Here is a 15,910-nt window from a genome sequence, read left to right as displayed (position 1 = left end):
ATTATATATTCAAATTTGAATATAATAATTTCCATTATTGACTAATTTGAATAGAGGAGCACATGAATGATTGCAAAAGAAAGCAAGATCGGGTTTGTCATCGCCGGGCTGCTGCTCGGCATTCTGATGGCGGCTATGGATAACACGATCGTTGCCACGGCGATGGGAACGATTGTGGCGGAGCTAGGCGGAATGGAGCAGTTCGTTTGGGTCACCTCCGCCTACATGGTGGCTGTCATGGCCGGCACGCCGATTTTCGGCAAATTGTCCGACATGTTCGGGCGCAAACGGTTTTTTATTTTTGGCATGGTATTGTTCCTAATCGGGTCTGCGCTCTGCGGTACGGCGCACAGCATCGTTCAGCTCAGCATCTACCGGGCGATCCAGGGGATCGGAGGAGGCGCGCTCATGCCGATTGCGTTTACGATCGTGTTCGATATTTTTCCGCCGGAAAAACGCGGAAAGATGGGCGGACTGTTCGGCGCCGTATTCGGGATTTCGAGCATTTTCGGGCCGCTGCTCGGCGCGTATATTACCGAATACATCGGATGGAACTGGGTGTTTTACATTAATCTTCCGATCGGCGTCGTTGCGCTTATTTTCATTGGCGCCTTTTATCACGAGTCGCTCAAGCATATGAAGCAAAATATCGACTGGTTCGGCGCGACCACCCTCGTTGCGGCCGTCGTTTGTCTGATGTTCGCGCTGGAATTGGGCGGCCAGAAGTACGCTTGGAACTCGCTTGTCATTATCGGTTTGTTTGCCGCATTCGTCGCGTTGTTTGTGGCGTTCCTCGTGGCGGAAACGAAAGCAAGCGAACCGATCATCTCGTTCGCCATGTTCAAACAGCGGCTGTTTGCTTCCAGCAATGCCGTGGCCCTATTCTACGGCGCGAGCTACATCGTCGCCACCATTTACATTCCGATCTATGTGCAGGGCGTCTACGGGGGATCGGCAACCAACTCGGGGCTTATTTTGATGCCGATGATGCTCGGTTCCGTGGTCGGCAGCCAAGCGGGCGGCTTTTTCTCGGCGAAAACAAGCTTCCGAAACATTATGATTTTTTCGGTCGTCTGCTTTGTTCTCGGCATATTCTTGCTCGGCACGTTAACGCCGGAGACGTCGCGGATAACGCTCACGCTGTACATGATTTTGACCGGCTTCGGCGTCGGGTTCTCATTCTCGGTGCTTAGCATGGCATCGATTCACAACTTCGACATGCGGCAGCGCGGCGCGGCAACATCGGCCAACTCGTTTCTTCGCTCGTTTGGCATGACGCTCGGCATTACCGTATTCGGCATCATTCAGCGGAATGCCTTTGCCGGCGGCATCGCGGAATCGTTCGCAGGCGGTGGTCAACTGCCCGGCGGCAAGCTCGGCGATCCGCGCGACATGCTGTCGCCTGAGAAGCGGGCGATGATTCCTCCGGACGTGCTGAACAAAATAACGGATACGCTGTCGTCGTCGATCGCGCAAACGTTCATGTGGGCGTTAATTCCTGCCTTGCTTGCGGCCGTCTTCGTATTTATGATGAGCGGCGAGCGGGTTAAATCCGCGGCGAAGCCGTTGAAACCGGAAGCAAGCGGAGGTTGATGCACGGTGTCGATGAGGCTGGCCATACTTGGATTGCTGATGGAGGCGGATGCGCATCCTTACGAAATTACGCAAAAAATGAAAGAGCGCGAGATGCACCGCTATACGAAGCTGCAAATGGGTTCGCTCTATTACGCGGTCGACCGGCTGGCGGAAGAAGCTTGCATCGAGCCGGTCGAAATCGTGAAGGATGCCGGAAGGCCGGACAAAACGATATACCGTATTACGGAAAAAGGACGCAAAGAGTTCGAGAGGCTTCTGCTGCGCGTATTCGAGGAATATGAGCCAATGAAGCATCCGCTGTATATGGCGCTCGTCTTCGCCGATCACGGCGATCAGCAGAAGCTTGCCGAGATATTGGATTCACGCGTGCGGAAATGCGAGAAAGCGATGAAGGTATTTTACGAGGTGTATCGGGAACATATCGATATCGTTCCGAAATCGGCGCTGCACATGATGGTCGGCGGATTTGAGCATGCCAAAGTGGAATTGCAGTGGCTGACGCGGCTGAGGGACGATGCAAGGGAAGGCAAGCTCGGTGAAATGGGCGTCCCGATCGAGTTTACCGTGTGATGGAGCTGGCTGCCCAGTCTCTCGTGAAGCATCGCTTCCTTCCTAGATTTTCAGCGGGAATAAGCTAAGTTGAAATCTTGACGGTCGCCGGATAAAGTACAGGACCGAAGATAAGCGGCGGTTGTCGCCGGAATGAGCGAAAAAAGGAACAGACTCCTTGAAGGAGCTGTTCCTTTTGCTTTACGGTTACTTTATTTCTTTTGGCCGATTTCTTTAGCCGCTTGACGCACGATGTCGAATTTCTTGTCGTCGGATTTCACGTAACCTTGATGTGAGTATACGTCAAAAATGATTTTTTGGCTCTCAGGGTTTTTACCGAGATCGATGAACGCTTGAGCGATTTTGTCTTTCCACGCTTGATCCATATCGGGACGAACGGAAATCGTGTCGTTCGGGATCGGATCGGTGAAGGAAAGCACGCGAACTTTTTGGAATACGTCAGGGAAATCTTTGATTACGTTGATCCGGGCGTCCTGGAATACGGCCGCTGCGTCGACTTCGCCGTTAAGCACGGCAAGAACGCCTTTGTCATGTCCTTTCACGGTAATGCCTGTTACGTCTTTCTCCGGGTCAATCCCGTTCTTCTTCATCAGAATCGCTGGGTATACATAACCGGCGGAAGAGGTAACGTCCTGCCATGCAATCTTTTTCCCTTTAAGATCTTTAATATCTTTAATCGGAGAGTCGGCTTTGACGATGATCATCGATTTGTAAAAATCTACCAGATCTTTCGTCGGTTGGCCTGTTTTATCGTCTACGCCAAAACGTTGTGCTTGCAGCAGCAGATCGGCGGCCTTTTTGTCGTCATGCGCCATAACGTAGTTGCTTGGCGGCAAGAAGCCTACATCGACTTTCTTGGAAGCCATCGCTTCGATTACGGTGTTGTAGTTCGTGGAGACAGAAACTTTCACCGGGATGCCCAGCTTTTCTCCGAGCAGTTTCTCCAGCGGCTTAGCCTTGGCTTCAAGCGTCTCGGCTTGTTGCGACGGAACGAATTGCACTGTCAATTCTTTAGGCACATAGCCTTTGGCAGCAGGAGCCGCCGCTTTGTTGTCAGGCTGTGCAGGGGTCGGGGTTGTCTCTGGTTTACTACCGCACCCAACAGCGAAACCTGCAGTCAGCACAAGGGACAAGCTGATTGCTGCGAACTTTTTGAACATGGAATTGACCTCCTGTTAAATGGCTCGGATAAAAATCCATTACTTACTATATCACAATTTGAAGAAAGAGACAGTAAAAATATTGTTAAGGGAAGTCGAAAATAACATTTTTTTGTCTCCATTGTGCCGGTTGGGCTAAGTTTGATATAGTGTAGTCAAATTCGCGTAACGGAGTTGAATGATTCGTATGGCCCGGGAATGGACACTAACGATTTTGGAAACAAGCGATATTCATGGAAATATGATACCCATTCAGTATGCAAATAATAAACCGACGGAGTATGGATTTGCCAAAATCGCCACATTGATCCGTGAAGAACGCCGCAAAGAAGAGCCGCTACTGGTGATCGACAACGGCGATCTCATCCAGGGGACGCCGCTCGCTTATCATCATGCGAAGCTGAATGCCGCTGCGACGAATCCGATGATACATTGCCTGAACGAGCTGCAGTACGACGCTGCGGTCATCGGCAATCATGAGTTCAATTACGGTCTGGACCTGCTTGGCAAAGCGGTGAAAGAATCCGGCTTTCCATGGCTTAGCGCCAACATTGTGGATGAAGCGACCGGAGAGCCGTATTTCGGCAAGCCTTATCTGATTCGAACGTTCGGGGACGATTTGAAGGTCGCCGTACTCGGGTTGACGACCCATTATATTCCTCATTGGGAAAAGCCGGATCACATCCGCGGGCTGAAGTTCAAGGATGCGCTTCAAACCGCGAAGGAATGGGTGCGCAAACTGCGGGAGGAAGAGGGGGCCGATGTCGTCATCGTGTCTTATCACGGCGGATTCGAGCGGCACCTGGAAACCGGCGAGCCGACGGAGCCGCTGACCGGGGAAAATCAAGGCTATGCGCTGTGCCAAGAGGTGGAAGGGATCGACGTTCTGCTAACAGGCCACCAGCACCGGGTGCTGTCGGAAACGACAGTGAACGGCGTAGCGATTGTACAACCGGGGAGCACCGGAGCTTGGCTCGGCAAAGTGACGCTGGGGCTGGCCGAGGAGAACGGAGTATGGAAAGTGCGGTCGAAACGGTCCGAACTTCTGACCCCGCAGGGTGTAGAGCCGGACCCGGCTGTGCTGGAGCTTGTCCGTCCGCACGAAGCGCTGGCGCAAGTATGGCTCGATCAGCCGATAGGAAGACTGGTAGGCGATATGCGGGTCTCCGATCCGATGGACGTCCGCCTCAGGGAGCATCCGCTGATCGAATTCATCAATAAGGTGCAGATGGAGCTGTCCGGCGCACCGATCTCCAATACGGCACTGTTCGACAACGTCTCGCCGGGGTTTCCGGAACATATTACGATGCGCGACATCGTATCCAATTACATTTATCCGAACACGCTGCAAGTGATCCGGATTACAGGCGCGGACATCCGGGCTGCGCTCGAACGCTCCGCTTCTTATTTCCAGCAATACGACGGTAACGGGGAGATCAAGGTAAGCCCGCATTTCAGCGATCCGAAGCCGCAGCATTACAACTACGATATGTGGGAAGGCATCGAATACCGGCTGAACATATCGCGTCCTGAAGGAGCGCGGGTTACTTGGCTGCAGCACAATGGAAAGCCGATCGATCCGAAGGCGGAGTACGACGTCGTCATGAACAATTATCGCGCCGGAGGCGGCGGGAATTACTTGATGTTCCAGGGTAAGCCATTGGTCAAAGATATTCCGACGGATATGTCAGAGCTGCTCGCTTCTTACATTATGGAACGCGGAACGATTGAAGCGACCTTGAATCGGAACTGGGAGATCGTCTGGGATTAACACCGCCGGCATGCTGCCGTACGGAATGGGAAAATATGAAGATATGGGCCAACCCATGAAAGATTTGCGAATGTGGATCGATGCTCCAAAAACGCCGTAGACTATGTGGCGACGCCCCCTGAGGCTTTAAAGGCTTGGGACGCGGGTCTATTGCCCTTTCTATAGAGGATCTCAAGACCATTGTGGGTAAGTATCCGGGTGTTTCCGTAACCAAACCGTGCGCTGCCGATAGCTGTACCAAACCATGTGCGTCAAATCGCGCACGAACGTTGAAAAAGGCCTTGATTCCGCTCTTGCAGGATCAAGGCCTTTTTGTGCTTAGAAACCCATTCTATTCGTTTCCAATCGCAAAGCCCAGTGAACGGAGAACATCCGGCTGATCCAGTCCTTCCCCACTATAGGACACCAGCGGTGAAATTTCGATGTCCCGCCCCTGGATGACGCCTGCCGGCACGCCCGCGTCCAGCAGCCACTTGCGGTGCAGATCGAATACAAGCTGCCTCGCGGTTGCCGGGCTGTCCACGCCGTCTTTGTTTTTCACGGGAGCGAACTGTTCCTCGCGCTTCATCTTCAGAACGGTCATTTTGTCCGCCAACGGGAAAAAATCGAATATAAACCGTTCGAACTTGTAGGCGTTCGGTGCATCGGGACGGATCAATTCGCCGCTTTCGCCGATATATTTTATTTTTTTGTGCGCCTTATGGTAAGGGATGGCGGTGCCGGCGTGCTTCTCAATGAAGTCGAGGCGGAACAAATGAATCGAGATGTTGCCCATGCCGAACAGAAGCTTGCCTTCGCCGTCTTTTTGAAGCATCACTTCTTCCGGAACATCGGTATACTCGACAACGGAAGGCCGTCCGTCGCGCAAGCAGAGGATACCGACTTTTTCCTCCGGGTACGCCTTCTCGACTACCTTCGTGGCGATCGGATGGCCGAAGTGCGCCGCCACGCCGGCAAACAGCGGATCGGCTATCTTGATCAGCGCATTGTCGACATTATAATAAAACAGCCACTCCACTCCGCGCCGCTTCATGTCGTCAAGCGCGCCGCTCTGCTTGAGGGCAGCGAAGCACTCGCCGTTGCCGCTCGGGGCCAGACCGATTTCGCCTTGTCCGGCAAGCAAAATGTTTCCGTATGCATCGACGGCCGGCATGACGCCCTGCAGGAAAAAGTAGCAATCTTCCTCCGCATAGCCGAAATAATGCGCATCTTTGAAAAATTGAACCGTCTCGGCGTGATTTTCGGGACTTGTCATAATGTACCAAGGGATCGGCCGGCCGGCGCTGCGGGACAAATTCAGCAGTCTTTCGGCTTGAAGCTGAAACAGCGACTTGCCGGACGGCAGTCCGATATCGAAAGTCCCTTTGGGCCCTTCATGGCCTAACCGGCTTCCTTGGCCTCCGGCGACGACGATCACGCCGACTTTGCCGTTCCGCAGCAGGTCCCTTCCTTTATCGGCAAAATAAGCTTGCTCCCGCTGATCGAAATCGTCCCAATCGGAGACGTCCATCGGTTCCAAATGGCTTTGCTGCTGTACGGACGGTGCGTCCGTATTCATCGCTTCGCTCAGCTGCGCAAAATCGAGCTGCAAAATTTGATCGAGCAACCGTTCCGATTGCTCGTCGGACAACTTGGATATAAATTGCAGCAAATGCTCCTGCTTATATTGTTGGACCAAGGCTTCCGCCCGGCTTCGTTTCGTTTCCATATGTTCCCTCGTTCCAAAAGTGATGATCGTGCCTTTGCGTTTATTTTTTGCCATTGTATCATACCCGAGCACGACCTAGCATCAGTCGACGGGCTTAAACTTATAGCCGCCGGGAAGTCTCAACGGAGGGGGCCGAGCGTTGTATTTAAGGGCGAACGGTACCCGGAAGACGCAAAATCATAGTACAATCCCGGCAATGAATGTAGTATGATTTTAGCATACATTTCCATAAGGGAGGATTCATTTATGAGTTTATTGTTGTGGCCGCAAGGGACTCCGAACGCGCTTGGCGAGGAGAAGGAAGACCGTCCGACGTTGGTGCCTTTTTTGGTGCAATCCGAACAGCCGACTTCCGCCGTCGTCGTCTGTCCGGGAGGAGGCTATGGGCGCAGAGCCGACCATGAGGGGGAACCGGTGGCCAGATGGCTGAATACGCTCGGCATCTCCGCTTTCGTGCTGCATTACCGGGTTGCGCCTTACCGGCATCCGAACCCGCTGATGGATGCGCAGCGCGCGATCCGGACCGTACGGCATAACGCCGAAGCATGGAATGTGGACCCGAAGCGGGTCGGCATTCTCGGTTTTTCGGCGGGAGGGCATCTGGCTTCGAGCGCAGGGACGCAATTCGACGGCGGGAATGCAGAGGCGGCCGATCCGATTGAACGGGAAAGCTCGCGCCCCGATCTCGTTGTGCTCTGTTATCCTGTCATTACGTTCGGCCCGTATACTCACAGCGGTTCGCGCAACAACTTGCTAGGTGATCCGGCCGATCCGGCACTGGTCGAGCTGATGTCGAGCGAGAACCGGGTCACCGAAGACACGCCGCCGACGTTCATCTGGCATACGGCGGATGATGCCGGCGTTCCCGTGGAGAACGCGATGATGTTCGCTTCCGCGCTGCGGAAAAATAAAGTTCCGTTCGAGCTGCATATTTACGAAAGCGGCAGACACGGGCTCGGGCTTGCCCAGGAACATCCGGAGGCGCGGACATGGCCGAACCTGTGCGCGAACTGGCTGAAGAAGCAAGGGTTCTAGCCGTGGAACGGAAAGAAGGCGGCTATGAGCTGTATCCGCTTGGAGAGGAGGCTGTCGTCATCCGTTTCCAAGGGGGGATCGGGGAGCGAACCAGAAGACGGGTCGATGCCGCCGAACGTATGCTGAACCGGAAAAAGCCGGGCGCCGTGATCGAATGGGTGCGAGCTTATACGTCGGTAACGGTGTACTACGATCCGTGGCTCGTCTTCCGGCAAGGGATCGGAAGCGCCGCAGGAGGTTCCGATCAAGCGGCGCCCTATGAGCAAGTACGCGAATGGCTGTCGGCGGAGCTGGATGCCTGCCTGGGAACGGAAGCCGATGAAGCGGCGGAGGTAGGACAGTGTCCGGTGCGCGTCATTCCCGTCCGGTTTGGCGGGGAAGCGGGGCCGGATCTCCCGGCGATCGCCGCACAAAGCGGCTTGTCCGCTGAAGAGGTGGTGGAGCTGTACTGTTCTGCCGAATACATCGTGCATATGATCGGCTTTACGCCCGGTTTTCCTTATCTTGGCGGCTTGCCCGAACGACTTGCCTGTCCGCGCCGCAGCGTTCCCCGTACGATTGTGCCTGCCGGATCGGTAGGCATCGCCGGCGTACAGACCGGCATTTATCCGCTCGCCACGCCGGGAGGCTGGCAGCTCATCGGGCGTACGCCGCTCAGGCTGTTCGACCCGGAACGGGAGACGCCGAGTCTGCTGCGGCCGGGGGAACGGGTGCGGTTTGAAGCGGTGACGCCGGAAGGTTATGCGGAGCTGGAAGGCAGCTTAGAACAACGGAAAGGACGATAGCGATGGGCATAGTCGTGGAATCGCCCGGCTTGCTGACGACGGTGCAGGACGGCGGCCGCTTCGGAAGCCGTGCCATCGGCGTATCGGTCGGCGGCGCTGCCGACACGTTCGCGTTGCGTACGGCGAACGCGCTGGTCGGCAATGCGCCGGGGGCGGCGGCGCTGGAGACGACGATGACGGGCGCGTCGCTGCGGTTCGAGCGCGATGCGCTTGTCGCGCTTTGCGGCGCCGATCATCCGGACGCGCGCGCCGAAGACGGGACGCCGCTGCCCGGCTGGCTTCCCGTGTTCGTGCGCAGCGGCACGCTGCTGCGCCTCGGCCCCGCGCGGCGCGGACTGCGCGCGATGCTCGCCGTAGCGGGCGGCATCGCCGTGCCCGCCGTGCTCGGCAGCCGCAGCACGCACATGCGCGCGGCGCTCGGCGGCTTCGCCGGCCGGGCTCTGCAGGCCGGCGACCGGCTGCCCGCCGGGCCGCTGCCGGCGGCGGCTGCGGCGCTCGCGGCGCGCCTCGCGCGGACGGCTGCGCCGGGGACGGCACTCGTCCCCTCGACGTGGGGGCTCGCGCCGCGGTGGCGCCCGCCGTATGCGGAGCAGCCGACGCTGCGCGTCATGCGCGGGCGCGAGGCGGACAGCTTCGAGGCGGCCAGCCTCGAAGCTTTGTTCGCCGCGCCCTACCGTGTGACGCCGCAGTCGGACCGCATGGGCTGCCGGCTGGAGGGCGGGCCGCTGCGCTTGCGCGCGCCGCTCGAGATGATCTCCGAGGCCGTCGCGCCCGGCGCCGTGCAGGTGCCGCCGGACGGACAGCCGATTGCGCTGCTGGCGGAGGCGCAGACGACGGGCGGCTATCCGCGCATCGCGCACATCGCCGCCGTCGATTTGCCGCTGCTCGCGCAGGTGCGGCCCGGCGGCGCGGTCCGCTTCGCGGAGATCGGCCTCGAAGAGGCGCAGGCGCTTTACGTGATGCGCGAGCGTGCGCTTCGCCAGTTTACCGCCGCCGCAGCGGTAAGGATTAAATCGTTATAACGATTTTCTCACCTTGCTCCGAGGCGGCATGTATGAGTTAATAGTACATGTAGCCGGCCAGCTGACGCTAAAGGAAAGGAGTGATCGTGAGCAATGATTACACAAATGGAGGTGGCTTCTGCGTAAGCGGAAGCGCCAATCAAATGGGGGGCCTTCGCGGGCCCCTTCTATGTTCGAAGGAACGACTGGACATATATGGGAAAGTATGGTTAAATAAAGGAGATTCACGTATCATCAATCAAATCAGGTGAAAGGAGTGCAGCTGCAATGATCAACAGAAGCGCATTTAGAAACGGAAAAGGGATTGCTCGCAAGTGAATAAGCATTTTCGAAAGCACCGTCACCTGAACGTCATTGATCGATATATGACATAGAAGGCATTTGGGCACGATACGGTACATCGTGTTTTTTTTATTTTTATTTCCCTTATGCTTAGACATCGGTTTTGTATACCAACAAAGCTCTTGATGGAGGTGTGAAGATGAAAATGCTTGCAACTTTCGAGGCTCGGACGAACACGGCACGAAAGGAGGCTTTCATCGGTGGGGTACAAGAACGGGAAGGATATATTGCCGCCTAGCCTGCTGAAACAACTGCAGGATTACATTCAGGGCGAAATCATTTATATACCGAAAAAGGAACAGACCCGCGCAGGCTGGGGCGAGAATAACGGAACGCGCCAATCGATTCTGCGTCGAAACTACGAAATATTTCGGCTGTACCAGAACGGTCACAGCGTATCGGAACTGATCCGTCAGTTTCATTTGTCGGAAGACAGCATTCGCAAAATTATCGTCAAAACCCGGGGACTTACAATCCGGCAGCAGGAAGCGGCGTCCACAAGGCATTGACCGGAAACGTCGGTTCCCGGTCCGGCTGACATAGAAGAATGAAGCCAGAAGTGGACGCTTTTGGCTTTTTTCTTTTTCGCGTTTTTCCTGCTGCTTTTGCAGATGCGGCAGCGGCATGTACATAGCAATCAATGAGGTGAATGAAGAATGAAGGGGACGGCGCCTTTGCGGACTATCGATTTGAACGGGGATTTGGGCGAGAGCTTCGGCGTGTACCGGATCGGGCAGGATGAAGCGCTGCTGGATCAGATTAGTTCCGCCAATATCGCTTGCGGCTACCATGCCGGAGATCCGGCAGTCATGCGGCGTACGGTGAAGCTGTGTCTGGAAAAAGGCGTTGCGATCGGCGCTCACCCGGGACTGCCGGATCTGGCGGGCTTTGGGCGTAGGATGATGCGCATTACGCCGGAGGAAGCGCACGATATGGTGCTGTATCAGATCGGCGCGCTGCAGGCGTTCGTCCGTGCCGAAGGCGGACGGATGCAGCATGTGAAGCCGCACGGGGCACTGTACAATATGGCCGCGACGGATCGGCGGCTGGCGGATGCGATCGCGCAGGCGGTAAGCCGGTTCGATCCGCAGTTGATGCTGTACGGCCTCTCGGGCAGCGAGTTGATTCGTGCGGCCGAGGCGGCCGGCCTGCGTGCGGTGGCGGAAGCGTTCGCCGACCGGACGTACCGGGCGGACGGGACGCTGACGCCGCGAGACGAGCCCGGCGCCGTCCTTCACGATGCCGGCGCTGCAGCGGAGCAAGTGCTGCGGATCATCCACGAAGGAAAGGTCGCGACGGCCGCAGGCGCCGATATGGCGCTTCACGCAGATACGTTCTGCGTCCACGGCGACGGCCCCGAAGCAGCGGCTCTGGTTGCCCGGCTGCGCGCCGAAATGAAGCGAGAGGGCATCGCAGTGAACGCCCCCTCGAGAATGTAACATGGTTAAATCAATTTGATGCCGCTGATGAGAATGATTGTGGCCATTACCGTACGCAGCGGGGTGGGTGGCAGTTTCGCCGACAGGCTGCTGCCGACGAGTACGCCCGGAATCGAGCCGGCGAGCAGGTTGAACGCCAGGGCGTAGTTGATGGTCCCGAACCCGGCATGCATGAGGCCCGCGGCCGAGACGAGGAGGAACGCATGCACGATATCGGTGCCTACGAGCTCCGCGGCGGTCAGCCGGAACAAAAACATCATGGCCAGCGCAAATAAAGATCCGGAGCCGATCGACGTCAAGCCGACGACAAAGCCGAGAATGACGCCGATCATAATGGTCATCGTTTTTTTCTCCGACAGCGGCTTTTCCTGAATCCGGTTCGTCCGGACGCCGCCCTTGTCGAACCATACTTTTACAAGGCTTACGAGGGCGACGATTATCAATACAATGCCGAGCGCGTGTTTGATAATCGTATCCTGGTAGTCATGTAAAGGCGGATAATATTTAAGCAGCAGAATCGCGGCAACGGCGCTGGGGACGCTCCCCATCGCCAAATACAACACAAGACGCGTTTGTACGGTCCGTTGCCGAATGTGCTGGATGCTTCCGAACAACTTGGTAATCGAATTATAAAATAAGTCCGTTGCGACAGCTACCGTCGGCTGTATTCCAAGGAATACGAGCACCGGTGTCAGCAATGCCGCGCCTCCGACGCCTGTAAGCCCTACAAGCACCCCGACAAGGGCGCCCATCAAAAAGATCGTCCAATCCATCCTATACGCTCCTTGCGATTCATTTCCTTATAGATCAAAGTATAATTCCTAGTTAACCGATGCGCAATACTTGTTTTTTCTTGTTTTTGTTATTTGTTACGTAACGCAAGCCTATAGCGCATCCATTGCACAGCGAATGTGACAGCATCCAAGCGGACGCTGCGCATTCGCATTCTTACTATATGTTTGCCTATGTTTACTGGTGACCTTCAATCCTGCCTTTTCCTCATTCGGCTCTTTTGACCGCTGTTGCAGACAATATTCGGCATTTCGCTGCGCATTTTTTCGAAACGGTACGAATCCCGGCCGGAGCGGAGAAAAGAATGATGAGCCCGCTGCTTTCGGACACGGCGCGGTTGTTCCTCCCTTGCGGCAATTCGATTATAATGCATATGTAATAACGGATATGACGTCCCGGGGTTCGCCGAATGAAGGCGGTCCGACTGCGGGCTCCGGACGCTCAGATGTGGTATGATATGGAGAGTATATTGACGTTTGGTTACAAAGGAGTGTTGTCATGATCCCGGTTTTTGTTTACGGCACACTGCTTGAAGGAGAGTCGAATCATCATGTGATCGCTTCCCATATTTTGTCGGCGCGGTCCGGCGTCGTATACGGCAAGCTTTATGATTGCGGCGCTTACCCGGCGATCGTGCTTGCCGGTTATGGGGATGGCGATCTAGTGGAGGGATTGTGGCTCGTTGTAACGGAGGAAGGGCTTGCTCGAATGGACGAATTGGAGGAATATTACGGTCCGGGCATGCCGAACGATTATGAGCGGATTTGGGTACGCGATGCGCGGCAAGAAGAGCGGGAAGGATGGATTTACGCCTGGCCCGATTCCCGGGGCTGCCCCGCCATCGCCGGCCGTTCGTGGCGATGGCATCGGGAGGGCAAGCAATTCGAATCGGAACGCAGCCCGGCAGACCCTTCGTGAGCTACATTCGCCTTGATTGCGGCTTCCAATCGTCTCTTTCGAACTTTTTGACAATTTCGGTCATTCGCAAGATGACGCTGTTCAATTCTTCCTCACCGATCGCATGTTTCAATTGGTCGGCTGTCAGCTGATCTTGGTACAGTTTCCGCGTAACGGAACTGTCTTTGTACCATGCTTCGGTAATGGCGAAGCTACCATCCTTTTTCAGCCAAACCTCGCGATAATACTGCTCTTGTTCATTTTGCAGCTTCATATTAAGGTAGTATGCCAGTATAGGGAGCCGAGGATCGGATATGCGCTGGCTGATGACGGAGCCGGACGACACCGGCTGGCCGAAACTAACATACTTGGACACTTTGCGGATCAAGTGTTCAATGGAAGTGGGATTCAATATAACCATCCTCTCAATAGGGCAAAACTACCAATATACCTAAAATATTTTTTATAACACAATCATACCATGGTTCTTATGTCTTATGCATCGTACTATTGACTTATGCAAAGTACGAAAAATGTTGAAAAATATGTATGCGGCCATTCGGGAAAGGGGACAGATCGCATGAAGCGAGGAAAAATATTGCTTGCCGAGGATGAGGCGGCTTTACGTTTTCTGTTGACGGAAACGTTGGAAGAGGAAGGTTATGAAATCAAGGAGGCCGAGGACGGCCAGCAGGCGCTCCATTGCTTGCAGTCGGAGGCATTCGACTTGGTGATATTGGATTATATGATGCCTGAACGGACCGGTGTGGACGTGTGTGAATGGCTGCGCGGCAACCCGAATCCGAATTCGCAGGCGCCCGTTATTTTGCTGACGGCCAAAGCGCTGGAGAAAGATCGGGAGCGCGCAAAAGCGGCGGGCGTGACGCAATATATCGTCAAGCCGTTCAGCCCGCTTCAACTGGTCGATACGATAGAGGAAATGATCCGGCGAGGTACGCATGGATCCGCCGGTTTGTGATCGGGAAGACGGAGTGTGATGACGATGGACAACTTGACTCGGGACCGGGACGACAGAGAACGCAGATTGATGAAGGAAGGTCGCAAACGATATATTCATGAGCTTCAAAAGCAAACGGCGTCGCTTCGCGAGTGGATTGATGAAGCGGCGGGGAATGCGGAATCTTTGGACGCGGGCCAGCGGATATACCGGGCCGTTCATACGATCAAGGGGAGCGCGCCGATGTTCGATTTCATGCGGATCGGCTTGCTCGCCGAGGAGCTGGATCGGATCTGGGATTGGACGCAGGACGAAGGCGCTTCGTTCGGGCAGGAGGCGGCCATCGGGCGCTCTGCCGAAAGTGTCCGGTCGTCCCGGCCGCACCTGGAGGAGCTGACGCTGGAGCTCGAGATGTACGGACGCGAACTGGAGCTTGACGAGCAATACGAGCAACTTTACCGGCAGGTGCCTCCGCTGCACGATGAAAGGCTGCTTGTCATCGATGACGATGATGCGATGCGCTCTTTTTTGGCGCAAAGGCTTAACCTTGACGGCTATGAAGTAGACGACGCGGCCGATGTCGCCACGGCGCAAAGGCTGCTGCGGGAGCGGACATACCATTTGGTTACGCTCGACCTGATGATGCGCCCTACAAGCGGGTATGAATTAATCGAATTTATGAAGGAAGATCCGACGCTCAAATGGATTCCCTTGATGATCGTATCGGCCCGAGACGATGTAAACGATAAAGTGCGCAGCTTTTATTTGGGGGCCGACGATTTTGTGGCCAAGCCGTTTCATTATGAAGAAATTCACGCACGCATCTGCAGTTTGTTGAAGCGTACGCGAACGTTTGAGCAGCTTGCTTTTCGCGACCCGCTCACCGGCGTGTACAATCGGCGCTACTTCGATCATCAGATTCAAGTGGAGCTCGGCCGCATTCGGCGTTATCCGGCGCCGATCTCCATGGTGTTCATCGACATTGATCGGTTTAAGTCGATCAACGATACGCATGGGCATCATGTGGGCGATCTGGTGCTGCAAGGCCTGGCGCATTTGCTGCAGCATCATTTGCGCGCCACCGATTTGCTGGCCCGGTTCGGGGGCGAGGAATTTGTCATCGCGATGCCGAATACACCCGGCGCGGACGCGAAGAAGACGGTGGAAGCGATTCTCGCCTGCACGCACAAAGGGCCGGTCGCTCAAAATGAAGGTCAGTCCTATCATATTACGTTCTCGGCCGGAGTATCGGAGTGGCATCCGGGAATGACGGTAGACGAATGGATTCGGAATTCGGACGATGCCATGTACGAAGCGAAGCAGCGGGGACGCAATCAAGTGGTGATCCGCACGGGGGAAAATGGGGCGCCTTCCAGTGAGGAGCCGCTTGCCCTGCAATCATGCAAAAAAGTACTTATTGCCGACGACGACCGCATCTTGCGCTCGATTCTGATCGCCAAGCTGAAGCATCTCCCGGTGCAATTCGTGGAGGCGGCGGACGGCGAGCAAGCTTATCGCATCCTGCTTGAGCAGCCGGTCGACTTGTGCCTGCTCGATGGCGTCATGCCGGAGCTTGACGGGTACGGGTTGCTGGAGCGGCTTCACGCGAACGGCTTGCGACCTGCTGCAAAAATATTAATTCTTTCCGGCCGCAGCCGGGATGAGGATATTAACCGGGGCCTCCAACTCGGGGCCAATGCGTATATGCACAAGCCGTTCTCCATGGTGGAGCTCGAGGTTAAGGTCAAAGAGCTGCTGAATATATAAAACGCACTTATGCAAATCAGACTGCCCAACCGTCAAGCGACGGCCGGGCAGTCTTCTATGATTCTTCG

General features: G+C 55.6%; 15 protein-coding genes. 11 read left to right on the top strand and 4 right to left on the bottom strand.

The genetic code is table 11. From position 1 onward, the window contains the following. Nucleotides 1-66 precede the first annotated feature (66 nt). Entirely contained in the window at nucleotides 67-1,593 is a 1,527-nt protein-coding gene (locus ACFQI7_RS18890) for an MDR family MFS transporter (protein ID WP_218102637.1), read from the top strand. A 12-nt stretch (nucleotides 1,594-1,605) separates the two neighbouring features. Further along, nucleotides 1,606-2,166 (top strand): PadR family transcriptional regulator, encoded by a 561-nt coding sequence (locus ACFQI7_RS18885; RefSeq protein ID WP_329958292.1) that lies wholly within the window; start codon nucleotides 1,606-1,608, stop codon nucleotides 2,164-2,166. A 191-nt stretch (nucleotides 2,167-2,357) separates the two neighbouring features. Here the strand turns inward: ACFQI7_RS18885 and ACFQI7_RS18880 are convergent, their stop codons facing one another. Further along, entirely contained in the window at nucleotides 2,358-3,326 is a 969-nt protein-coding gene (locus tag ACFQI7_RS18880; RefSeq protein WP_218102635.1) for a phosphate/phosphite/phosphonate ABC transporter substrate-binding protein, read from the bottom strand. 187 nt (nucleotides 3,327-3,513) lie between these two features. Here ACFQI7_RS18880 and ACFQI7_RS18875 point away from each other — a divergent pair, with 187 nt between their 5' ends. Further along, the gene (locus ACFQI7_RS18875) at nucleotides 3,514-5,097 is read left to right on the top strand and encodes a bifunctional metallophosphatase/5'-nucleotidase (RefSeq protein WP_218102634.1); all 1,584 of its coding nucleotides are present in this window, start codon (nucleotides 3,514-3,516) and stop codon (nucleotides 5,095-5,097) included. 331 nt (nucleotides 5,098-5,428) lie between these two features. Here ACFQI7_RS18875 and ACFQI7_RS18870 read toward each other — a convergent pair whose 3' ends face one another. Further along, entirely contained in the window at nucleotides 5,429-6,805 is a 1,377-nt protein-coding gene (locus ACFQI7_RS18870) for a UTP--glucose-1-phosphate uridylyltransferase (RefSeq protein ID WP_218102633.1), read from the bottom strand. A gap of 246 nt (nucleotides 6,806-7,051) precedes the next feature. On the opposite strand from ACFQI7_RS18870, the gene ACFQI7_RS18865 reads away from it, so the two are divergent. The 5 genes from ACFQI7_RS18865 to ACFQI7_RS18845 all read left to right on the top strand — a co-directional run bounded on the left by ACFQI7_RS18865 (nucleotide 7,052) and on the right by ACFQI7_RS18845 (nucleotide 11,428). After that, on the top strand, nucleotides 7,052-7,840 hold the full coding sequence (locus ACFQI7_RS18865; RefSeq protein ID WP_218102632.1) for an alpha/beta hydrolase: 789 nt from the start codon (nucleotides 7,052-7,054) through the stop codon (nucleotides 7,838-7,840). Further along, complete coding sequence (pxpB, locus tag ACFQI7_RS18860) at nucleotides 7,795-8,625, top strand: 5-oxoprolinase subunit PxpB (RefSeq protein ID WP_218102631.1); 831 nt, start codon at nucleotides 7,795-7,797, stop codon at nucleotides 8,623-8,625. The genes ACFQI7_RS18865 and pxpB overlap by 46 nt, the downstream gene beginning before the upstream one ends. Before the next feature lie 2 nt (nucleotides 8,626-8,627). Beyond that, nucleotides 8,628-9,647, top strand: a complete 1,020-nt coding sequence (locus ACFQI7_RS18855) for a 5-oxoprolinase subunit C family protein (protein ID WP_218102630.1) — start codon at nucleotides 8,628-8,630, stop codon at nucleotides 9,645-9,647. 542 nt (nucleotides 9,648-10,189) lie between these two features. Beyond that, complete coding sequence (locus tag ACFQI7_RS18850) at nucleotides 10,190-10,498, top strand: CD3324 family protein (protein WP_218102629.1); 309 nt, start codon at nucleotides 10,190-10,192, stop codon at nucleotides 10,496-10,498. A gap of 165 nt (nucleotides 10,499-10,663) precedes the next feature. Next, nucleotides 10,664-11,428 carry a LamB/YcsF family protein gene (locus ACFQI7_RS18845; RefSeq protein WP_218102667.1) on the top strand — a complete coding sequence of 255 codons (765 nt, stop codon included), beginning with the start codon at nucleotides 10,664-10,666 and terminating at the stop codon, nucleotides 11,426-11,428. Nucleotides 11,429-11,433: 5 nt separating this feature from the next. Here ACFQI7_RS18845 and ACFQI7_RS18840 read toward each other — a convergent pair whose 3' ends face one another. After that, nucleotides 11,434-12,201, bottom strand: coding sequence for a sulfite exporter TauE/SafE family protein (locus ACFQI7_RS18840; protein WP_218102628.1), 768 nt, complete (start codon nucleotides 12,199-12,201; stop codon nucleotides 11,434-11,436). 517 nt (nucleotides 12,202-12,718) lie between these two features. On the opposite strand from ACFQI7_RS18840, the gene ACFQI7_RS18835 reads away from it, so the two are divergent. Then, a complete protein-coding gene (locus tag ACFQI7_RS18835) occupies nucleotides 12,719-13,138 on the top strand; it encodes a gamma-glutamylcyclotransferase family protein (RefSeq protein WP_218102627.1) in 420 nt (139 codons plus the stop codon). 1 nt (nucleotide 13,139) lies between these two features. Here ACFQI7_RS18835 and ACFQI7_RS18830 read toward each other — a convergent pair whose 3' ends face one another. Further along, on the bottom strand, nucleotides 13,140-13,529 hold the full coding sequence (locus ACFQI7_RS18830) for a hypothetical protein (protein WP_230415617.1): 390 nt from the start codon (nucleotides 13,527-13,529) through the stop codon (nucleotides 13,140-13,142). A 168-nt stretch (nucleotides 13,530-13,697) separates the two neighbouring features. On the opposite strand from ACFQI7_RS18830, the gene ACFQI7_RS18825 reads away from it, so the two are divergent. After that, nucleotides 13,698-14,096 (top strand): response regulator, encoded by a 399-nt coding sequence (locus ACFQI7_RS18825; protein WP_218102625.1) that lies wholly within the window; start codon nucleotides 13,698-13,700, stop codon nucleotides 14,094-14,096. Nucleotides 14,097-14,120: 24 nt separating this feature from the next. Next, nucleotides 14,121-15,842: a diguanylate cyclase gene (locus tag ACFQI7_RS18820; RefSeq protein WP_230415615.1), complete on the top strand. Its 1,722-nt coding sequence runs from the start codon at nucleotides 14,121-14,123 to the stop codon at nucleotides 15,840-15,842. Nucleotides 15,843-15,910 lie beyond the last annotated feature (68 nt).

Source organism: Paenibacillus allorhizosphaerae, assembly GCF_042659105.1.
Taxonomy (GTDB): Bacteria; Bacillota; Bacilli; order Paenibacillales; family NBRC-103111; genus Paenibacillus_G; species Paenibacillus_G allorhizosphaerae.
This window is presented reverse-complemented; position numbering and strand designations above follow the sequence as displayed.